This window comes from Methanocella sp. (assembly GCF_035506375.1).
Lineage (GTDB): Archaea > Halobacteriota > Methanocellia > Methanocellales > Methanocellaceae > Methanocella.
Genome location: NZ_DATJPM010000046.1, coordinates 1 through 21,675, shown reverse-complemented (window position 1 = coordinate 21,675; position 21,675 = coordinate 1). Strand labels below are relative to the sequence as shown.

Here is a 21,675-nt window from a genome sequence, read left to right as displayed (position 1 = left end):
CGGGAGCCAGATGCCCTGCAGGAGCAGGATCATCATGAACATGACGCCGCCACGGGCGATGGCCGAGGTGAAGCTGGCCAGGTTCGCGTACATGAAGGCGCGGATCTTGAAGAACTCGAAGCGGAACATGGGGTTCTTCACCTTGCGCTCGATGAACGGGAAGGCGGCCAGGAGCACGACGCCAATGACGATCGCCGCGATCACCCAGGGGCTGCTCCAGCCCATCGGATCAGTGACATTATCGTGCGTGTACGGCATCAGGCCATAGGTGACGCCGACCAGCAGCGAGGTGAGCCCGGCGACGAATACCAGGTTGCCTATCCAGTCGATGCCGGTCTTCGGCGCCCGGAAGGAGACCTCCTTCAGCTTCCAGTAGGACCAGAGCGTGCCCAGGATAGCGAAGGGCACGCTGACCAGGAACACGTAGCGCCAGTCGTAGACGGCGAGGATGCCGCCCAGGATGAGGCCGATGAACTGGCCGGACATGACGGCGACCATGTTGATGCCCAGAGCCTTCCCTCGCTCGTCGGAGGGGAACGCGTCGGTGATGATGGCCGCGCCGTTCGCCATGGTGAACGCGCCGCCCACCGCCTGTATCAGCCGGAAGACGACCAGCTCCAGCGCTCCGGTATTACCCGTGCCCGGCGTCAGGAATAATAGTACTGAGCCTATAGAAAATATCAGGAAGCCCAGCCGGAATAGCCTGACACGGCCGTACATGTCCGCCAGGCGCCCGATGCTCAGGAGGAGCGTCGCCGTGACGAGGCCATAGCCCATAAGGATCCACAATAAATACTGGAACGAGTCTGGGGCCATGGGATTGATATGTATGCCCTCGAAGATCGCCGGCAGCGAGATCATGATGATGCTGCCGTTAATGGTGCCCATCAGCGAGGCGAGGGTCACGTTCGAGAGCGCAATCCACTTATAGTCGACGTTTATTTTAAAAAAATTATCGCTCATTTTTGCTCCATCGAAACTTGTAATCTATCATTAATTGACTATCGGCTGTCGATATATCGATAATCGACATAGTATTTATAGGTTATCAGCAAGGAATTATGTTACCGGCAGCCCCGGGACAAAAGTACTTGTGTCATGCTTTTCATAGCAGAGTAAGGAAATGGAACGCTATTTAAATATTTTAAAGGGCGCCCCGGCCCGCCATATTCTGCTCAAGAGCGTGGCCGTTGACCCGGGCTTCAGGTCGCTCAACGACCGGGAGCTATGGCGGCTTCACGACGAAAGGATCGCCGAGTACCGCGAGAAGAACGGGCGGTATGCGTCGTTCGAAAAGTTCCCGGAGCGCAAAAAGCCTTCTCTTTTAGACGTTAAGGCCGAGCTGGCCGCCCGTATCATGGAGCACTGCTACTTTTGCGAGATACGCTGCGGCGCTAACCGGTATAAGCGGCCGGGCGCCTGCGGAGTGGACTATACGTCTCACTATTATTCGGAATTCCTGCACCACGGCGAGGAGCGCGAGCTCGTCCCGTCGCATACGATCTTTTTCGAGGGCTGCACCTTCGCCTGTGCCTATTGCCAGAACTGGACCATCGCCACGGAGATCCGGGGACGCCAGGTGTACCCGAAGGTGCTTGCCGAAGTCATCGAGGTCCGCCATAAAGAGGGTAGTAAGAACGTGAACTTAGTGGGCGGAGACCCCACGCCCCATCTGCATACGATACTCGAAGTCATGAATTACGTGAACTCAAATATCCCGGTGGTCTGGAATTCAAACATGTATATAACACCCGAATCCATGCTCCTGCTGGAAGGCGTCGTGGACGTATATCTTGGCGATTTTCGCTACGGTGACGACGAGCACGCATCCCGCTACTCCAGCGGCGCCAATTACTGGGCGGTCACCACCCGGGCCTTTCTTGATGCAAAGGCCCAGGCCGATGTCCTGGTCAGGCAGCTCGTTCTCCCGGGCCACGTGGAGTGCTGCACGAAGCCCATCGTGGAATGGTGCGCCAGGAACCTGGGGAAGAACGTGCGCTTTAATTTAATGTTCCAGTATTTCCCCGAATACCGGGCTCACGCTTTCCCGGAGATCAATCGCATGCTGAACAGTGCAGAGATAGCCCGGGCCAGGGAGATCGTGAGAGAGGCCGGGCTCACGAATCTCGCCTGAGCCGTTGCAAGCGTGGCAAGGACGATTAAAAATAAACCAACAATTTATTAATCCATAGATAAATAACTGATTGATATATCATGACGACCCCACCCGAAAACGACGAGAACATGAGTGAATGCATCTGCGACGGCTGCCCGAGCTTCCCGGGCCAGGGCGATAAGAAGCAGTACTGCGGCCACGGCAAGAGCCCTTTAAAAGTCAACATGGAAGGCTGCATTTGCCCGGCCGGCTGCCCGGTATATTCAAAATATAAGCTGAACGGGATGTATTATTGCGTCTACGGTAAGGCCAAATAAAGACTATATTATCATGAATAAACATGAGCGATTCTATATTGAAAGATATATAAAGTATATAGTTATCAATAGTTTATAGTCGAATCTATTATGCGAGCCTCTATATCACATTTCAGTAATGAGTAACGAGCAAGACTTTTCCGGGCTCATCCAGGCCCTTGCTTCCGAGAATAAGCGCTTTGAGGCCGCGGAAAAGCTGATAGATGCAGGAAGTAGTGCCGTAGAGCCGCTGGTGTCCGCCCTGAAATTCGACAACTGGAGGGTGCGGGGCAATGCGGCATGGACTCTGGGGGAGATTGGCGATGCCCGCGCAGTGAACGGGCTGGTCGAAGCGCTCGACGACAGTGTCCCGGAAGTGCGGGCGACCGCGGGCCGCGCGCTGGTCAACATCGGCAGGCCGTCCATCGGGCCACTGCTGAAGCTCATTGAAAAAAGGGATTGTAGGGCAAAAGGCCTGGTATCATGTATCCTCTCATGCCTGGGCGTTGACGAAGCCCAGCGCTCCATTCCGAAGCCGGCTTAAACGTCGTTCGGCGAAAAACGCAACCTGCCTTTTAATATTGGCACACTTTTCTGCGTAGCGTTTTATTTATCCCGGCCGTAAATCCTATCATGCCCGCGAGAGCTCCGCCCGCCATGAGGGACCTGAAGAGCCTGACCGACGAGGAGGTCAGCGCGCTTTTCGAGGACCGGATCATGGAGCGGGGCATTAAATATTTTGAGCAGGGTCGCATAATGCGGCCTTTTGTCTACCGGGAGAGCATCATGGCCGAGTGCCAGGGCACGCTCCCCGAGAATTACTATATTCGCGTCGACGTCAGGGGCGGAAACCTGGTGGCCTCGTGCACCTGCCCGTACGCCCTCGGCTATTGCAAGCATATCGCCGCCGTGCTCTACGGATGGCTGAAGAAACCGGGCATGTTCAAGGACCTGGGGCAGTCCGAAGATCTGCTTAAAAAGATGGACAAGGGGCCGCTGGTCGAGACGATCATCGACATGATCAAGTACGACCCCGACGTGGTCTACGTGATCAACCTCCGCCTGCTGCCCAGGAATGAGCTGCCGGGCTTCGTGGAGCGAGAGATGAAGAACATCTTTTCGGAAGAGTTCGTCGATTACCTGAACGTGCGGGAGATAGTGAAAAAGCTCGATATTTTCCGGGAATATGCCTCCGACATCTACCAGGGAGGCGATATCGGGACGGCCACGGTCATCCTGAACCCGGTCATCGACGCCATCGTCGACAATTACACGAACCTCGATGATACGGACGGCCTCATGCGCAACTTCTTCGCCACGGTCATGGACCTGTACGGTGACGTCATCCCGAACTTCCGCATGGAGGGCGAAAGGCGAAGGTACATGAACCAGGCGCTGGAATGGTACCTGCTGGCCGAATGGGGGCTGGAGCGAGTCCTGCGTAACTTAATACGTAAAGAGACCGAGCGCCTGAAGGAGCAAAAGTTCATGCTCAACGCCGTCGAGCTGCGGCTCGCGGACTTTAAGAAGAGCTTCATCACGATGGGGCCGAAGTACTCCGAAGAGTACGAATACGTGGAAGAGCGGCTCGAAAGGCTCGAAGAGATGCGGGCCGATATCAAAGGACATGCATAGCATTCTCAATTTTCATCCGCAGCGGAACAATTCCCCGGCGAAGGGCTTCTTCCTGCAAGGCTTGCCGGGAGAAACGCTGGAAACGATAGGAAAGGATATACATTAATATTACAATTGTACTAAACTACATATCCCTGACACGAATGAACTTCTGGTCGTGAGCCCGGTGGAAGAGCCCAGGACAATGAATACGAATTTTTCGGATAATATCCATCTTATAGGTACTGCCCACGTATCGGAGAAGAGCGTGAAAGAGGTGGAAGAGGCCATCGACCGGTATCAGCCGGACGTGGTGGCCATCGAGCTCGACGACCGCCGATATAAGGCGCTGACGGAAGGCGACCAGGGGAATAAGGATAAGGAGCTCCCGGTTAAAGAGCTGTTAAAGGGAAGTAACCTGGCGGTTTTTTTATTGCAAACGATGCTGGCTTGGGTCCAGCGTAAGGTGGGCGCCGAGATGGGTGTGAAGCCCGGCTCCGAGATGCTTGCGGCCATCGACGCGGCCCGGAAGAGGGGCATTCCGATCGCCCTGATCGACCGGGATATAAGCATTACGATGGCTCGATTTTGGGCAAAGATGACTCTGCGCGAGAAGCTCCGGATGGCCTATTCGCTGCTGCTGGCGACGCTGGGCTTCGGGACCGGAGATATCGACATGGAGCAAATCACGAATGAGAACGTCGTCTCGGACCTGGTCGAAGAATTACGGGAGTTCGCGCCTTCCGCCGCCGAAGTCCTGGTGTACGAGCGGGACGCTTACCTGGCCAATAACCTTCTTAACATCGGCCGGAGTAAGCGGGTGCTCGGCGTCGTCGGTGCCGGCCACAGGGAAGGCATTAAAAAGTACCTGGGACACCCAGAGACGATACCATCCATCGAATCCATCTCCGTCGTCCCGAAGAGGCGCCATATTCCCTGGCTGAAGATCATCAGTGCGATCGTTATCCTATCGGTGGTATTCATCTGCGCATTGCTGCTGTTTTCCGGCATACCCTGGCAGCAGCTATTGCTAATGCTCGCTGTCTTATTCTTCATCCAGGGCGTCGTGTCGGCCACGTTCGTCGCCCTGATCGGCGGGCACTGGAAATCCGTGGCCATGGCGTTCGTTTCCGCGTTGAGCGCGGCGATCCATCCGCTGATTGCCATCGGCTGGCTCGCGGGCATCGTGGAGGCAACGCAGCGCCCGCCTACCATGGGGGACCTGAGTACCCTGCTCGGCAATGAGGAAGACAGTTTTATCGAGGCGTTTAGAAACCTGTTCACGAATCGCCTGTTCAGGGTCATAGCCGTGGCCGCCGTGGCCAACGTTGGCAGCATCATCGGCGCCTTTATCGGCGTGCTCATCCTGGCCCAATATTTTAATCTCCACGATCCGGTGGGGATTCTCCACGCCGGCCTGTCCAACGGCTATCACGCCATCGTATCACTCGGTTACGGTTTAAAGTCATTGGCGTAAATTTGGGGAGTTCAATTAAGGCATGGTTGATAGAATAATCTTTTGCTAATTATCTTTTTAGTATATCGTCCTTTTTACCCAAATCCATTTGCATTATACTATTAAATCGATAAATTTTAAGTAAAAGGACAAATTATATATACATATATTGGTAAATTACCAAATATCATTAAGGAGAACAACGGATAGATATGGATAATAGTTCAGAACTGGACGAAACGGACCTTTCTATCCTCCGGCTCCTCAGGGAAAACGCTAGGATGAGCTACCTGGAGATGTCCCGGCAGACGGGCATTTCCGATGCCACCATCCAGTACCGCCTCAAGCGCCTGCAGGAAAAGGGCCACATCCGATACACGGTCATCGTGGACCCGGACCTGACCGGCTATGCCGTCATGGCAGTCATGCTCGTACAGACAGACACAGAGAAGCACGACGAGGCCAAGCAGGCCCTAGCGGCACTGCCCGAAGTAACGGAAGTCTACGGCATGCTGGGTGAGTACGACCTGCTCATCAAGGTCTGGGCCAAAAACCTGGAGGAGTTGAACCGGACCATCAACGACAAGATCCGGGCCATCGACGGCATCGAGGATCTGACAGAGATGGTCATGGCCGAGAGGGTGAAGGAAGCCGCGCCGCCCGTGTAGGTGATGGCATGAGCGAGTCGAAGAGCATCAAAAATAATGGCACGAGGCCCGAATTATCGGAGCTGCTGCAGAGCGGCCGCGCCCGGTTCTTCAGCCAGTATATCGGCAGGGACGTGGCGGATAAGGACGGGCGAGTGCTTGGTAAGCTAAAGGACTTTACCATACGGCCAGGCGAGACTTTAATGGAAGTCTCTGGAGTCGTCTACGGCGAGGGTCTTTTTAGTAAAGTGATGGGGCACGACGTCATCGTGAGCATGGCGAACGTCGAATCCATCGATAACAGCATTAAGCTGAAAGTCTCGATGGAGGATATCCCTCCAGGCAGGCTTGCTGAGAACGAGATGCTCATTCGCGATACGATCCTGGACAAGCAGATCGTCGACATCGACGACCTGAAGGTCGTGAGGGTTAACGACGTCCTCATGGCCTGGATCAAGGGCTCGCTCAACCTGGTGGGCGTGGACGTGGGCTTTAACGGCATCATGCGCCGCCTGGGCCTCATGTGGCTGCCGAAGTACGTGAAGCCCCTCCAACTCCCCGAGCACATCATCTCCTGGTCCTACATCGACCCGCTGAATGCCACCCTGCGCAAGGTCCACCTCAAGATACCGCGAAAGAACGTTAACGACTTGCACCCCGCGGATATCGCCGACATCATCGAGGAGCTCGACAACAAGGGCAGATTTACTATTTTCAAGTCGCTGGATGAGGAGACGGCCGCCGAAACGCTGGAAGAGGTCGAGCCCGACGTGCGGTCCAATATGCTCAAGCAGATGACCGTACAGGACGTCGCCGACATCATGGATAACATGAACCCTGACGATGCGGCCGATATCCTGATCACGATGCCCCACGAGAGAGCATCCGAAGTGCTGAAGCAGCTATGCAGCATCAGCAAGGAGCATGCCAGCGACATCCGGGATTTAATGACATACAGGGAAAACTCAGCCGGCGGCATGATGAACACCGAGTTCATTTACATTCACCCCGACCAGAAGGTAGCCGAAGCGTTCGCGAAGCTGCGCGCCTATGGCCACGACATCGACATGATATATTATCTATATGTCCTCGACGAGAAGGAGCGCATAATAGGCGTATTTTCGCTCAGGGACCTTCTGCTGGCCGACCCCCAGAAGCCGGTCAAGGATATCATGATGACCGAAGTCATCAGCGTCGTGCCCACGTCGTCCCGGGAAGAAGTAGCGAATGTTCTCTCCCGCTACGACCTGCTGGCGATCCCGGTCGTAAATAATGAAAACGTGATGCTGGGCATCGTTACTTTCGACGACGCGCTCGAGTATACGTTGCCCGAGGATATCAAGAGCCGCCTGCCGGCGAACTATCACAGGAACAGGCGAATACACAAGGTGTGATATCAATGGCAGAGGTAAAATGCAGCCCGCTCGGCCGTATTAACGTGAAGAATATCATGCTATTTTTAGCGGTTATCGGGCCGGGCATCATCACGGCGAGCGTCGATAACGATGCCGGCGGCATAACGACCTACTCGCTGGCCGGGGCGCACTTCGGGTACGCTTTCCTCTGGACGCTCGTCCCCATTACCATCGCCCTCATCGTCGTGCAGGAGATGTGCGCACGCATGGGTGTGGTCACCGGCAAGGGGCTCTCGGACCTCATCCGGGAGAACTTCGGCATACGCACGATGGTGCTGCTTATCATCGTCCTGGTGCTGGCCAACTTCGGCAATACAATGTCCGAATTCGCCGGCATCGCGGCGAGTATGGAGATCTTCGGCATATCCCGGTACATTGCCGTTCCGGTTATCGCCGCGCTGGTATGGCTTCTTGTGGTCAAGGGCACCTATAGCATGGTGGAAAAAATCTTCCTCGTCGCAAGCGCGTTCTATGCGACGTACGTCATATCGGGGTTCATGGCCGGCCCCGACTGGGCGCACGTGATTAAAAGCTCGGTCATCCCGACGTTCAGCTTCCAGCCGAGCTATCTGCTCATGTTCATCGGCCTTGTAGGCACGACCATCGCCCCCTGGATGCAGTTCTACATCCAGTCGGCCATCGTGGAAAAAGGCGTCCGGATCTCGGACTATAAGTTCACGAGGATAGACGTCATCATGGGTTGCATGGTCACGTCCATCGTGGCATTCTTCATCATCATGACCTGTGCATCAACGTTGTTCGTCAATGGGATCAGGATCGAGACTGCCGCCGACGCCGCGCGAGCGCTCGCGCCGCTGGCCGGCCAATACGCCTCCGAGCTCTTTGCCTTCGGCCTGTTCAGCGCCTCGGCGTTCGCCGCGTCGATCCTGCCGCTTTCGACCGCGTATATGGTTTGCGAAGGCATCGGCTGGGACTCGGGCATCGATAAAAAGTTCAAGGATGCGCCGCACTTTTACGTGCTCTATACGTCGCTCATCGTGCTGGGCGCGCTCGTGATATTGATACCCGGAGCGCCGCTCATCGCCATCATGTACCTGTCTCAGGTGCTGAACGGCATGCTACTGCCCTTCATTTTGGTGTTCATGCTCCTCCTCATAAATAATAAGAAGATCATGGGAGAGTATACGAACTCGAAGCTGTTCAACTGGCTGGCATGGGGCACGACGATCATCGTATCGTTCCTGACGCTGCTGCTGGTCGTGACGACGATATTCCCAGGACTGTTAAAATAATCGCTGTATTTATAATCCATCATTTTCTTTTCCTGTATCGTCTGGCATATCGGTTATACCATGGTGCGCACAGAGGGTTTTAAAAAATATTCCCGGAGGGTATATTAATAAAATCTCGGTGAGCTCCTATGAAAAATTTTTAGCACTTCGGCAAACATTGGGCTTGTTTTCTTATTTTACGAAATTTTCATTATTTATATATGACCAAAGCCCCGGTCATCAACGATTTTGTGGTATAATCGATTGTTTGAGTTAACTGGAACATCAAGAACAATATTCAATATAAATACTAAAAAAGACTCAGGAGAGCCTTACTGGGTTTGTCGACGCCGTCTCTTTTTCGACGACCACGGCCGTGCCATAGGCCAGCACCTCGGTCATCGACTGCCCGAGCTCGGAGGAGTCGAAATCCACGCCGATGACGGCGTTGGCGCCCAGCGCCTTCGCGTGCTCCTTCATCCTGTCCAGCGCGTTCTGCCGGGAGTGGTTCAGCAATTCCGTGTACTCGTGGATCTCTCCGCCGGTAATGGTCCTCAAGCCGGCGACAATATTGCCGCCGAGGCCGCGGCTTCTAACGATGAGGCCCCAGGTGAAGCCTTTTGTACTCGTAATACGATATCCCGGAACGTACGGGGTGCTAACTATGATAAGGTCATCTGCCATGATCGACACCAGTTAGTAAAGGGAATATAAAAATAAAGAAATTGTGGTCCTACGCCAGCTTTTCCTTCGCGTAGGCCACGGCGTTCCTCCACACCTGTATGCCGTCGCCCTCTTCCGGCAGTTTCTTGCCCTTGCGGCGGTATTCCTGGACGAGCCGGGCATAGTGCGGGTGGTTGGTGATGTGATTAAAAGCTTCGGGATGGGGCATGAGGCCGAATACCCGGCCGGTCTCATCGCATATGCCGGCAATTGAGTCCACGGAGCCGTTGGGGTTCATCGGGAACTGCATGCTGGGACGGTAGCTCTCGTCCGCGTACTGCATTACGACGTGGCCGTTCTTCAATAGCCTCTCCAGCACATTCGCGTCCCCCGGTATGAATTTGCCTTCACCGTGCCGGATGGGCAGGTACATCTTTTCCACGCCTTTCGTGAACACGCATTTCGAGGCCGGGTTGACTTTCAGGTATACCCAGGCGTCCCGGAATCCCTTATCGTTATAGAACACGGTCGTTGTCTGGGCCTTATAGTTCTCATCGAAGGCCGGCAGCAGGCCCATCTTCACCAGGATCTGGAAGCCGTTGCAGATGCCGATGATCAATTTACCGTCCTCGATGAACTTCTGGATGCCGTCCATTAGATGCCCTTTGGGCGTCGTCGCATAGAGCAGCTTGTTCGCGAACGCCTTACCGCTGCCAAGGTCATCCCCATAGGAGAAGCCGCCGGGGAAGTTCAGTATCTGGTAATCTTCTAGCCGGTAGCGCCCGTCGATGACGTCGTTGATGTGGGCGATGGTGGCCTCGGCGCCGGCAAGCTTATTGGCGTACGCCGTTTCCATCTCGCAGTTGATCCCGTATCCTGTTAATACTAAAGACTTAACGGCCATATTACCACCTCAGCGGATATTGCCAGGACTCTTTAAGCGCCCCGATAATAGTGTCGATTATCCGCATGCTCTTGAGGCCTCGCACCAGGAACCGGTCGTCTGACCGGACCGTGCCGATGGACTCGCAGTCGACGCCCTCCATTGCCTTCTTGAACGCCTTTTCGTTCTCCGGCGCCACGGTCACGACGAACCGGCCCGCCGACTCGGAGAAGAGCACCTGGGCGTCCTTATTGAGCCTTTCCTGCGGGACGCGGAGCAGGTCGATGTCCATTCCCAGCCCTCCGGCGAACGCCGTCTCGGCTAATGCCACGGCCAGGCCGCCGTCCGAGCAGTCGTGGCAGGATGCGACGAGGCCTGCATCGATGGCCTTAGAAAGCGCCTCATACGTCTTCTTGTTCACCGCCGCATCCACTTTAGGCACGTTGTTGCCGACGGCGCCGAGCCAGGCGTAGAACCTGGAGCCGCCCAGCTCATCCTTTGTCATGCCAACTGCGAAGACGACGTCTCCCGCAATCTTGGCGTCCATGGTGACGCACTTCCGGACGTCGGGAATAACGCCCGCGGCAGAGAAGAGCACGGTGGGCGGGATAGAGATCTTATACTCCTTCCCGTCCTCGCCCTTGAGCTTGTAATCGTTCTTCATGGAGTCCTTGCCTGAAATGCACGGCGTGCCATAGGCCGTAGTGTAATCGTACAGCGCCTTGTTCGCCCGCACGAGCTGGGCAAGCTTGTACTCGCCGTCCGGCGTTTTCTCCGGATCATATATGGGATCGCACCAGCAGAAGTTGTCGAGCAGGGCGATCTGCTTCAGGCTGCCGCCCACGGCAATGACGTTCCTGATGGCCTCGTCGATGGAGTTGGCCGTCATATGATAAGTATCGATGTCGCCGTAGAACGGGTTGATGCCGTTTGCCACGGCCAGCCCGTCCATCCTGTCCAGGAGCGGCCGTATTACGCCCGCGTCGCCCGGGCCGTCGTTGTCCCTGCCCGTGAGCGGCTTTATGACGGAGCCGCCCTGGACTTCGTGGTCATACTGCCGGATGACCCATTCCTTGCTGGCGATGTTCAGGTCCGACAGGACGCTCATCAGCGCGCCGGTCAGGCCTTCCTCCGGCAGCTCCGGCTCCTTATGCTTCGGGGCCTGCCACTTTGCCGTCAGGCTCATCTTCGGCAGGCCGTGGTGCAGAAAGTGCATGTCCAGGTAGGCGACGGTCTCGCCATCGTATAAAACGTGGAACTTGCCTGTGCTCGTGAATTTTCCCAGGACAGTGGCTTCGACGCCGCGCCGCTTGCACAGCGCCATGAAGGCGTCGAGCTTTTCCGGCGGAACGGCCAGGGTCATTCGCTCCTGTGCCTCGGATAGGAGTATTTCCCAGGGGTCGAGACCGTGGTACTTGAGGGGCGCTTTTTCGAGGTGCATCTCGCAGCCTCCGGACGATTCGGCGGTCTCGCCGACCGAAGATGATAAGCCTCCGGCGCCGTTGTCAGTAATGCACCGGTACAGGCCCATGTCCCGGGCCTCGAGCAGCATGTCGAGCATCTTCTTCTGCGTGATGGGGTCGCCGATCTGGACGGCCGTCGCGGGCGAGCCTTCATGTAGCTCTTCAGAAGAGAACGTGGCGCCGTGGATGCCGTCCTTGCCGATACGGCCGCCGGCCATGACGATGAGGTCCCCGTCGTTCGCCTTCTTATTCTCCGACGGCTGGCCGTTCACCTTCGCGGGCATGATGCCGATGGAGCCGCAGTAGACGAGCGGCTTGCCGCCATAGCGGTCGTCGAATAAAATAGCCCCGTTGATAGTGGGGATGCCGTTCTTGTTGCCGCCATCCTTGATGCCTCTTACAACGCCCTCCATGATGCGGCGTGGGTGGAAAATGCGGGGCGGCAGGCGGCCTTTATACTCGGGCGAGGCGAAGCAGAGGACGTCCGTGTGGGCGATGATCTTCGAGCCCATGCCCGTGCCGGACGGGTCCCTGTCGACGCCGACGATACCCGTTATAGCCCCGCCATACGGGTCCAGCGCGGACGGGCTGTTGTGCGTCTCGACCTTAAAAGCGATATTGTGATCGTCCGTGAACCTGATGACGCCGGCGTTATCCTTGAAGACGGACACGAGCCAGCCGGCGTTTTTCGCGATCTCGCTCGTGGAGCCCTGGACGTAAGTCTTGAAAAGGCTGTCGATGGTCTCCTTCCTGCCGTCCTCGTAATAGTCGATGGTGGCGTTGAAGATCTTATGCTTGCAGTGCTCGCTCCACGTCTGTGCGAGCGACTCGACCTCGACGTCGGTCGGCTTATCGCTCAGCCCCACTTTCTTACGGGCCTCCAATACAGAGGGCTCCTTAAAGTAGTCCCGGATGCGCCGCATCTCCTCCAGCGAGAGGGCGAGCGTGCCTTTCCGGCTGATCTCCTGTAGCTCCTTATCGCTGACGTCTAAATTGATCTCGCCGACATGAGGCTTGTGTGCGTCTTTCACCACCGGCACATACGGGTCGAACTTACCGTCCCACTCGTCCTTGCTGATGATGTTAAAGCGCTCGATGAGCTCGTTGCCGAGCATTTCCTTGCTAATGCGAATGGCCTGGATATGGTTGATCTTTCCGCTGATGAGGTACTGCGTGGAGGTGTGGACGGATTCGTCGGGCTTCAGCTTCCGGCCCAGCCTGTCCTCGATTGCCTCGCGTCCAGTCTTGCCTTCGTTATCCGTGACGCCCGGCCTGAAACCGACCTCGACCAGCCAGTCGAAGTTTGCGGCCAGCGGCCTGTCCAGCGAGTACTCCTGGACGATGGCGTCCGAGAACGGCCCCGCTGCAATGGCCTTCTTTTCCTCGTCCGTAAGGCTGGCGTTCACAGTGAAGACCTTGATAGTCCGGACACTGTCCGCCCCGATATTCAGGTTATTTTTAATGGCTTCCTTTACGCCCTCGCCCGCGGCGTCCCTGTACCCGGGCTTTAACGCGACCTCGATCCTGAACGGCATAATACCTCTAGGTTAACAATCGGTTGTCTAATCCTTAAGCTTATCCACGACACGGTGCCGTGGGCGTTATTGATGCTGAGATGTACCCTGCCATGGAATATATACCTTTTACAGGCACAAAAAGGCCCGGCTAGGGCACTTCGCTCTGCTTCGCGGGACAATAATTGCAAATCGAAAAGAGCACGTCCTTCTCCTTATCTCTGATGGGGCAATAGAAGCCTTCGGGGCGGCGCTCCACGCGGAAGCCGCCGGGGAACGGCATGCCCACGGGATGGCCGGGCTCGTCAAGGACGAAGATCGTAAAGCAGCTCACCAGATGATAATAGCCGCCATAGTACGAATCCCCGAGATGACCGTCACCGCCGCTCTCGACCATGGCGCAGTACTCCAGGAACGTCTTCTGGTCCTTGATATCCTCTTTAATATTTTTTATGGAGCCTTCGCCGTACATGCGCATGAGCTTAAAATAGCTGCCGAACAGCTGCTCGGTAAAGTATGGGTGTATCATCTCACTGTAGGGCGAAGGCAGCTTATTTATCTCGTTCTCCACGAAGGCGCTGACCTTCTGGAGGTCGAATATGCTCAGGCGGCCCAGCTCGACGGCAAGCGCTTCTGCCAGCTCGTTTTTCTTTCTTATATCCTTAAAGCGACTGAATACCTCGCGTGTGCGCTCGGCCGGGTACACCTGCTCCATGATATGAGCCATGTAATCGCCGGATTTATTTATATTCATCGTGCAGATATGAGCCGGATGGCGTTGGCCGGGCTGGCCTCCGGGTCCCAGCGGTCGGCTTTGTCGAGGATGAAGACGTGGTCCGAAATGTAGTCTATGCCGCCCGCGCTATCGTTGCCCACGACGATCGTGAAAATACGGTTGCCATGGCTTCTTTTCATTTCCTCTACGCTCATTATGATATGCTCGTCGTTCACAACGGACAGGCCGTCCGTAATGAAGAGTATATCGGCGTTCATGTATCGCTTCTTTCGCAGGGCTTCCACCCCCTCCCGGAGCGCGGTGTTAAAGTCGGTGCCTCCCTCGAACGTATAGTTGAGAAAATCCAAAAACTCGGAGGCCATCTTCTTCGTGTCCGTCAGCTCGATATCCTTCGTCTGCCCTGCCGACGAGAACAAATAGACCTTGACGTCTCTGCCCTCCTTCAGCATGCGCCGGACCAGGGCCAGGATTATGGACTTTGCCACGATCTCCGGGCCGCCATGCATGGAGCCCGACGTGTCTACCATCGCCACCATGGGGCCGCGTCTTTTTTTAGGGCCGTCGGCAAGATTCAGTCCTTTCAGCTCATAGGTTAACAGCTTTTTCTCAATCCAATTAGCGAAAAAAAGATTTCTTAGCGTTTCATCCTGTAGCTTGACGCTTTCTACCGGGAGCATGTGCTGGATATCGCCCGAAGTCGTGACAGAGTAAAGCTCGGAATGGCTGTAGCTGGCCATCGACTGGCGCCTGGCGCCGTATTCCATCTCGATACGGCCGATGAGGTCCAGTATCTTTTTCAGGTCATCGTTGCGCTCCACGATCTTCGAATACTTATGGAGATTGGCGAAATAGGTGCGGTGAAGCTCGAGCATGGAGCGGTCCCAGCCCCGGCCCGGATATAACAGCGTGAGCATCTCCAGCGACTCGAGGTGGCCCTCGATCTCGCTCACCTGCCCCATGATACGGGCCATGAGTACGTCCCTGGATACGATATCAAGGAATCGCCTCGATGCCCGGCCCTCCTCAAAGCGGCCTATAAGCTCCGGCATCCGGCTCACTTCTTTCTTTGAAATGGCCTCGGCTGTCGGCCTTTCTCCTCCGGCTCTCCGCTGCCACAGCTCCAGCGTGCTTTCCAGGATCGCCTGAAAACGTTCCAAATATGGCAACAGCTCGCTCGATAATATATCTTTTATGGCGGGCTCGAACCGCCCGAAATCCTCGAGGAGGTCGAACACTTCCGTCAGCAGGATGCGGAGTATGATGAGCGCAGAAATACGGCTTGCAGACGCCAGTTCCTTTAGCCGGGCCCATTCGTCCGAGCTCTTTAACGCGATCAATAACAGGTAAAATATGCCAAACCGGTCGATGAAGCGGCCGACATCCTTGACCTCGTAGTCCTCTCCCAGCGCGATCTCCCGGTAGAGCACATGGGCGATATCCTCCCGGTTCTTTCTCGGGATATTCCTGGGCAGCGCGATAGTCTCCCTGATCTCCTCGTCGTCCAGGAGCGCGTCGAACGATCCGAATTCGCTCATCTATAGAGGCTTTCATCCCGCAGTAATATGCGCTCCCCACGCTTATATTACTATAAGGAAATATTTTTTAACTTTACCGGATATTTTGAATTTAATCTTATGGGAGTAGTTTTTGTGGGAAAAACGCAGGTTCCTTTAGCTACTATAGACCTTTCCTGTCCCCATTGTAATAAAAACAACCCGATATCGTTCACCCAGGAAGTGGATACTCTTCCGCTTGTAAAGCTGGCCGTCGGCGAAAAGGTCGTGGGGAAATGCAGTTCCTGCGGATTTACTTTTGACTACAAGAATAAGGACATGATCTACAGGTACATGGACAAGAACAAGCTCCCCTATAAAAGGGCCGACGTGGGCCGGAATCGTCTTTTCATCATCGCCCCGGCAATGATCGTTATCGTGCTGGCCATAGTCTCGGCCGTTTTCATATTTCACGTTCAGCCGCCGGAGCAAGTCAATATGATTATAGTGAACGGCTCTAACGCGTCCGCCGTTCCAGCCTCCAGTGCCACCGCGATAAAGCCCACTGTCACGCCCGTTCCGCCATCGCCTGTCGTCGTCAACGGGACGGACCGGTACGATATTGGCCGGGGTAAATACTACCTGCCCGTCAGCCTGAAAGCCGGAAATAATCCGGCCGACCTCCAGCAAATGACCGTGACGGTCCGCATGAATAACCAGACGATAACGCCGAACGCCTGGGAATATTCCGGGGACTCCTGCCTGTGGAAGGTCCACAACCTCTCCGGCTCGCTGCTCGGCCGTAACGATTCGGCCACCATCATCGTGGACGTGAGCCATTATAACTTCGAGAACGGGAGCGTCATCTATCTCGATTTCAGGCTTCCCGGGTATCAGCCGCTTACGACGAATTTCATCATGAGCCGGAACGGCTCCGTCATCCTGCTGCCGCCCGTGATCTATACGGGCGAGTACGACTACGTCTCGGGAAAGATGGTCGACCTCAACGATACGAACATCGTGAAGGTGTCAGGGCGCGTCATCGTCAATAAATGGCCGGCGACCAACATCGCGGTAAGCTTTTATGATAATTATACGACGAATACAGTCACCTCCGTCGAGGACGGCTACTATACGATCGTCCTGAAGAAGAACCAGACTTATCGATTGAAGGTCTGGTCCACGGCGTACGGTACCATCATGCAGGATAGCACCCCCAGGATCTTCGTAAACGATACCATACTGGATATCAAGCTGACCACCTAGTCATCTTATTTTTAATAATTATGCTTTCTTAAAATGAAAAATGACAAAGGATATCAACGTGTAAATGCAACTAAGTGGCGGAGTTTTGTTATTGGTTGAGCTTACGCCCCTGCTCGACGCCCCGGCGCTCGTGGTCAGGAACGAGGACACGTCGCTGGTCATCGCGGACGTCCACCTGGGCATCGAGTACGACCTGTACCACAGCGGCATCAACATTCCGTCGCAGATAGCAGGGCGCATGGATCGCATCAAGGGCTATATCGGCCAGGCAAATCCCGACCGCATCATTCTTTTAGGCGATATCAAGCATAATGTACCACGGACATCTTTTCAGGAAGTGGACGAGGTGCCGATGTTCCTGAGCGAGCTGGCGAAAAGCGCCATCGTCGATATCATACCGGGCAATCATGACGGAAACATCGAGAAGCTCATTCCCCGCAATCCGGATATTAATCTTCACGACTCCAGGGGCGCCGTAATTGACGGTGTGGCCTATTTCCACGGGCACACCTGGCCCGGCCCCTCGCTCTTGAAGTGCAAGCACTGGGTCATATCGCACAACCACCCGACCGTGAAGCTCACGGACAACGTCGGCCATACCATCACCAGGCAGGCCTGGATCAAGGCGAAGCTCGACGAGAGTGTCGTCAGGGCGAACTATAAGCCGGAGGAATTCGAGTGGTCGGACCCCGAGATATATATTGTGCCCTCGTTCAACGAATTATGTGGCGGCATCGCCTTCAACGAGTCATGGCACGACGACCTGCTGGGGCCGCTCTTTACATCGCGCGCCATCCGCCTCGAGGAAGCCCAGGTCTATTTGCTGGACGGCACCTTCATGGGCACCATCGATAACCTGCGGAAATACTCCCGCGAGAAATTTAAGGTGCCGACCGATAAGTCCCGGAAATACCGGCGCCGGAAGCATTACCGGCCTTAATCAATATAAATCAAATATATATGATACAGAGAGATATGCACTATTTTCACGACCAGGGCCGGTAGTTCCGTGCAACATCAGAGAGCACCTTTATCAGGTTATCTTTCGCCACTGCCCAGGAAGGCTCATCAAAATCTTCACGCTCTTCAAAATATGCCTTCGTATGCTCAAAGCTCAAGTCCCTTTTCGCCATAAGCTCATGGTCGGTTTTCAGCGGCTCATCTGAGTCGGGCAGCGAGAGTATGGCGCAGCTCTGGATGGCCCGGACACTTTTTTTCAGGATGGTCACGGGCAGCAGCGAGGACTCGGGGAATACGCGGCAGCCGATGGGCTTAATATTGTGGATGCCGCACAGCTTATCCTTCAGGAATGGGCAACCCTCGGGGGCAAGGATAACGGGATAGCGGAAGCCGCCGGGCGTATCGACAACGGCACAATAGCGATTAAAGAATTCTACGGGGCTCATTCCCAGGCCGGCGCTGATCGTCTCGATGTCCAGCAGGGACACCGCATAATACGGGTCGCGTTTACAGCATAGGCCGCAGCATGCGCATTCGAAGTCGGGCATTACCTATCAACAGGACTAGTCGCTATTATTATAAAACGATTACCGGCCCCTGCAAAATGCCCGCCTAAATGTATTATACCTTCGCTATTAACACAGTATCTGGGTGTTGTGGATGCTTCCAATTTGCGAGGGCGAATTAATCGAGACCATTGAGAAGGTGAGCCCATCGGTGGTCAACATCAATACAGTCAGGCTCGTGCACGACTACTATATGAACGTCGTCCCGCTACGGGGAATGGGGTCGGGCGTCATCATCGAGCCGAATGGTCTGATCCTCACTAATAACCACATCGTCGAGCAGTCCGAAAGCATCGAGGTGACCATGTTCGACGGGCGTAAGTTCCCGGGAAAGCTCATTGGCACGGACCGGCTGACGGACATCGCGGTCGTAAAGATCGAGGGGGATGGCCTGCCGGCCGCCACGCTGGGCGACTCGGACAATGTCCGGGTTGGGCAGATGGCCATCGCCATCGGCAATCCGTTCGGCTTCTTCCTGCAGGGCCCCACCATCACGGTGGGCGTCATCAGCGCCCTCAAGCGGACCATCCAGGCCGAGCAGGGAGTTTATGAAAATCTCATCCAGACGGACGCCCACATCAATCCCGGAAACAGCGGAGGCCCCCTGGTCAACATCCGGGGCGAGGTCATCGGCATCAACTCCGCCAACATTCCGTTCGCCCAGGGCATCGGCTTCTCGATCCCCATATCGTCGGCCAGTCACATCGTCGACGAGCTGATACAGCATGGAAAAGTCATCCGGCCCTGGCTGGGCATCCTCGGCGTGGGCATCAACGAGCAGATCGCCCAGTACTATCAATTGCCGGCCGATAAGGGGATATTAGTCACCCGGGTCTTCGAGAGCAGCCCGGCCTTTAAGGCGGGCATCGCCCCGGGGGACCTCATCGTCGCGGCGGACCACAAGGATATCAAGGATATGAGCGAGCTCACGCACGAGCTGCGGGAGAAAAAAGTAGGGGACAGTATGTCGATTAAGGTGCGCCGGGGACCGCAGGTCGGGGACATCGACATGAAGCTCGCAGAAAGCCCATCTTAAAAATAGTTGCTGTGTGGAATAAAAGCTGTGTATGTCTGGATGAAAACCGTTACAGCAAAAATAGTATGGCCGGGCCAGGGCCCGGCATCTCTTTTATCGATATTCGTTATACTTGAGCGGGTTCCACTGGATCTTCTTATGGTCCAGGCCCTTCGAGTTCATGCTTTCGTAAATGTACTTTGCCGCCTCGAGCTCTTTTTCCGCCTCGTCCTTGCTCTGGAACATCCTGTTGTCCGCGTTCGGGTCCGCCGCAGCGGCTTTCTCTTCGAGCGCTTTGATCACGTGGCTCTGGCAGTCACGGCAGTACTCGTTCGCCTCAGTGATCCACTGGGCGGCCATATCCCGGTTGACGTCATAATGTAGCTCCGTATCGTGGGCGATGTCCCGCAGGATGCGGTCGGAGTTCTCCCGGACGTCCATCAGGGCGCGCTCGACATCCTCCAGCCCGAGGTCTTCCCAGCTCAGGGGCTTTTCGCGCAACTTGCCGCCGAGCCTCTTGGCTACGAGGTAGAAGGGGAACATTTTTTTTACGATTGAGCCGACAGGATAGACCGAGGTGCCGTTCTCGTCAAGGCCTTTCGGCTGGATACCCTGCATCGCGATGCGCGCCACCTCCGGCCGGACGATCTCCTTTGGCGGCGTATAGCCGTAGCGCATCAATTCCCTTATCGCGGTGCCGCTGATGGCGATGCGGTATTGCTTGCCGTGCGGACAGGTATTCTCCGTCGCCGTCGTGCCGCACCGGGCGCAATAGAATACTTCACTAAAAGACATCAGCTCGATGCCCAGCTCTTTCGAGCCGCCCTCGTAGAGCCGGTCGAAGATGGTCTGGCACTCGTAGTCGCCGTAATAGCTCCCGACGCCGGCATGGTCCCGGCCGATGGCGAAGTGAGTGGCTCCGAAGTTACGGGATACGATGGCGTGCAGGATGGCTTCCCTCGGGCCGGCGAAGATGTACGTGACCCTGAGGGGATTCATCAACACGCGCTCGCGCTGATAATATTTATTGAGCAGCGTCTCGTAGGCCTGGATACGGTATTCGGACCGGATGTACTCGGGCTTTGCTAATTGTACGAGTGGCTGGATGAGCAGCATGTCGTTATTTTCGAGCGCCGTCCTGTGGATGTGCTCGTGGCCCCGGTGGACCGGGTTCGCGCCGGTGATGAAGCCCACGACGGTGCGGGCGCCTTTCTTGTTGTAGAAATAATCGATACATTCCTCGGGCGTGCGCCGGTACTTTTCGAAGGCCCCCCAGTGAGGCCGGTTGATAAGCTCGACCTTGCCGGCAAGCGACCTGTCGCCCATGCGCTCGTAGATGCTACGGACGCCCGGATGGCGCTTGTCGGTGGTGCCGAACACGCACTGCGCTCGCTCTTCCCGGTCATACTCGAAGACTTCCTCGGTAATGATCCGGGCGACGGGCTCTTTATTGCGGTTAATAAGCGTCGCTACGTCGCCCTTTTTCAGGCCTTTGAGCACGTTCTGGTTCCTTTCGCCCGCCACCGCGAAGGACAGCGGAGTCGGCCACGGTGTGCCATCGGCAAGCCGTCCGGAATACAGGACCGAGCCATAGTCCTCGGCGTTCATGAAGCCGGTACAGGGGCTCAGCGCCCCGGTGGCTATCATCTCGACCGTGATCCAGGCCTCGTCGTCGACCATGACGGTGTTGGAGTTACGCGCCAGGCTTTCGGCCGCCTCTTCCAGCGCCGTCTCCTTTGCCTTACCCGTAAGGACTGTGTTTGTGAGCTTTACCTGTGGCCTACTCATGATATGCTCTCCTTGAATTTATTATCTCTATAATTAATCATTATAGATTTTTCTAAACAATTAATAGGATTTATGATATTTATAGCTATTGCACGATAATCGTCGAATGTAGAGGGCATGTTATACGCGATGCGCATTGATGCTCGCCGGTAGTAATGGCGGTTTGCCCCGAAAATAGCGGCTCCTCCCGAAAATAGTGATGGATTTACCGTTACTGTGAGCGCTTTCTTACCGAGCCTTCGCCAAAATGATATTCGTACCGCTTTCCTGCAGCCTCGAGCACGACACGATACCCTTCAGTGAGCATCTGGGCGTATACCATTCCAGGCTTCGGCATCCCGAGGCTGGCATCGGGCCATGTCATCTCCCGGCTCTCGGCCACAATAATATTGCCTGGCTGTATGCCCAGCTTCGCCGCCAGATCCTTTACTGCATACTCCGCGGCCTCCGCCGCACTCGAGACATTCACGCTCATCGGATCAGAGGTTCGTTTTAATGATACATAAACGTGATGCAGGGGCTCACCACGGCGGCACGGAGGCACCACGGAGG

At 55.5% G+C, this 21,675-nt stretch carries 20 protein-coding genes; 11 read left to right on the top strand and 9 right to left on the bottom strand.

What is annotated here, in order from left to right; all coding sequences use genetic code 11:
- Positions 1-963, bottom strand: a 963-nt coding sequence (locus tag VMC84_RS06150) for an MFS transporter (RefSeq protein ID WP_325379103.1), incomplete at its 3' end; no start/stop codon positions are given.
- Positions 964-1,123: 160 nt separating this feature from the next.
- On the opposite strand from VMC84_RS06150, the gene VMC84_RS06145 reads away from it, so the two are divergent.
- The 8 genes from VMC84_RS06145 (at position 1,124) to VMC84_RS06110 (ending at position 8,797) form a co-directional block, all read left to right on the top strand.
- A complete protein-coding gene (locus VMC84_RS06145) occupies positions 1,124-2,134 on the top strand; it encodes a radical SAM protein (RefSeq protein WP_325379102.1) in 1,011 nt (336 codons plus the stop codon).
- 80 nt (positions 2,135-2,214) lie between these two features.
- Positions 2,215-2,433 carry a DUF2769 domain-containing protein gene (locus VMC84_RS06140; protein ID WP_325379101.1) on the top strand — a complete coding sequence of 73 codons (219 nt, stop codon included), beginning with the start codon at positions 2,215-2,217 and terminating at the stop codon, positions 2,431-2,433.
- A gap of 118 nt (positions 2,434-2,551) precedes the next feature.
- Complete coding sequence (locus VMC84_RS06135; protein WP_325379100.1) at positions 2,552-2,956, top strand: HEAT repeat domain-containing protein; 405 nt, start codon at positions 2,552-2,554, stop codon at positions 2,954-2,956.
- A gap of 89 nt (positions 2,957-3,045) precedes the next feature.
- Positions 3,046-4,047 carry an SWIM zinc finger family protein gene (locus tag VMC84_RS06130; RefSeq protein WP_325379099.1) on the top strand — a complete coding sequence of 334 codons (1,002 nt, stop codon included), beginning with the start codon at positions 3,046-3,048 and terminating at the stop codon, positions 4,045-4,047.
- Positions 4,048-4,204: 157 nt separating this feature from the next.
- Entirely contained in the window at positions 4,205-5,503 is a 1,299-nt protein-coding gene (locus VMC84_RS06125; RefSeq protein WP_325379098.1) for a TraB/GumN family protein, read from the top strand.
- A 191-nt stretch (positions 5,504-5,694) separates the two neighbouring features.
- On the top strand, positions 5,695-6,150 hold the full coding sequence (locus VMC84_RS06120; protein ID WP_325379097.1) for an Lrp/AsnC family transcriptional regulator: 456 nt from the start codon (positions 5,695-5,697) through the stop codon (positions 6,148-6,150).
- An 8-nt stretch (positions 6,151-6,158) separates the two neighbouring features.
- Positions 6,159-7,523 (top strand): magnesium transporter, encoded by a 1,365-nt coding sequence (locus VMC84_RS06115; RefSeq protein WP_325379096.1) that lies wholly within the window; start codon positions 6,159-6,161, stop codon positions 7,521-7,523.
- Positions 7,524-7,528: 5 nt separating this feature from the next.
- Entirely contained in the window at positions 7,529-8,797 is a 1,269-nt protein-coding gene (locus tag VMC84_RS06110) for an Nramp family divalent metal transporter (RefSeq protein ID WP_325379095.1), read from the top strand.
- Positions 8,798-9,097: 300 nt separating this feature from the next.
- Here the strand turns inward: VMC84_RS06110 and VMC84_RS06105 are convergent, their stop codons facing one another.
- The 5 genes from VMC84_RS06105 to VMC84_RS06085 all read right to left on the bottom strand — a co-directional run bounded on the left by VMC84_RS06105 (position 9,098) and on the right by VMC84_RS06085 (position 15,570).
- Entirely contained in the window at positions 9,098-9,460 is a 363-nt protein-coding gene (locus tag VMC84_RS06105) for a heavy metal-binding domain-containing protein (protein ID WP_325379094.1), read from the bottom strand.
- A 49-nt stretch (positions 9,461-9,509) separates the two neighbouring features.
- Positions 9,510-10,343, bottom strand: a complete 834-nt coding sequence (locus VMC84_RS06100) for a phosphoribosylformylglycinamidine synthase subunit PurQ (RefSeq protein WP_325379093.1) — start codon at positions 10,341-10,343, stop codon at positions 9,510-9,512.
- A 1-nt stretch (position 10,344) separates the two neighbouring features.
- The gene (gene purL / locus VMC84_RS06095; protein WP_325379092.1) at positions 10,345-13,320 is read right to left on the bottom strand and encodes a phosphoribosylformylglycinamidine synthase subunit PurL; all 2,976 of its coding nucleotides are present in this window, start codon (positions 13,318-13,320) and stop codon (positions 10,345-10,347) included.
- A gap of 130 nt (positions 13,321-13,450) precedes the next feature.
- Positions 13,451-14,026 carry a DUF2115 domain-containing protein gene (locus tag VMC84_RS06090; protein ID WP_325379091.1) on the bottom strand — a complete coding sequence of 192 codons (576 nt, stop codon included), beginning with the start codon at positions 14,024-14,026 and terminating at the stop codon, positions 13,451-13,453.
- 23 nt (positions 14,027-14,049) lie between these two features.
- Positions 14,050-15,570 (bottom strand): vWA domain-containing protein, encoded by a 1,521-nt coding sequence (locus VMC84_RS06085; protein ID WP_325379090.1) that lies wholly within the window; start codon positions 15,568-15,570, stop codon positions 14,050-14,052.
- Between the two features lie 114 nt (positions 15,571-15,684).
- Between VMC84_RS06085 and VMC84_RS06080 the strand changes: the two genes are divergently transcribed.
- Both VMC84_RS06080 and VMC84_RS06075 read left to right on the top strand, forming a co-directional pair.
- Positions 15,685-16,794, top strand: a complete 1,110-nt coding sequence (locus VMC84_RS06080; RefSeq protein WP_325379089.1) for a hypothetical protein — start codon at positions 15,685-15,687, stop codon at positions 16,792-16,794.
- Positions 16,795-16,885: 91 nt separating this feature from the next.
- Complete coding sequence (locus VMC84_RS06075) at positions 16,886-17,734, top strand: metallophosphoesterase (protein WP_325379088.1); 849 nt, start codon at positions 16,886-16,888, stop codon at positions 17,732-17,734.
- 46 nt (positions 17,735-17,780) lie between these two features.
- Here the strand turns inward: VMC84_RS06075 and VMC84_RS06070 are convergent, their stop codons facing one another.
- Entirely contained in the window at positions 17,781-18,302 is a 522-nt protein-coding gene (locus tag VMC84_RS06070) for a YkgJ family cysteine cluster protein (protein WP_325379087.1), read from the bottom strand.
- A gap of 112 nt (positions 18,303-18,414) precedes the next feature.
- Here VMC84_RS06070 and VMC84_RS06065 point away from each other — a divergent pair, with 112 nt between their 5' ends.
- Positions 18,415-19,356, top strand: coding sequence for a S1C family serine protease (locus tag VMC84_RS06065; protein WP_325379086.1), 942 nt, complete (start codon positions 18,415-18,417; stop codon positions 19,354-19,356).
- A 93-nt stretch (positions 19,357-19,449) separates the two neighbouring features.
- Here the strand turns inward: VMC84_RS06065 and VMC84_RS06060 are convergent, their stop codons facing one another.
- Both VMC84_RS06060 and VMC84_RS06055 read right to left on the bottom strand, forming a co-directional pair.
- Positions 19,450-21,123: a sulfate adenylyltransferase gene (locus VMC84_RS06060; protein WP_325379085.1), complete on the bottom strand. Its 1,674-nt coding sequence runs from the start codon at positions 21,121-21,123 to the stop codon at positions 19,450-19,452.
- Between the two features lie 211 nt (positions 21,124-21,334).
- Positions 21,335-21,598, bottom strand: coding sequence for a hypothetical protein (locus VMC84_RS06055; RefSeq protein ID WP_325379084.1), 264 nt, complete (start codon positions 21,596-21,598; stop codon positions 21,335-21,337).
- Between the last annotated feature and the right edge of the window lie 77 nt (positions 21,599-21,675).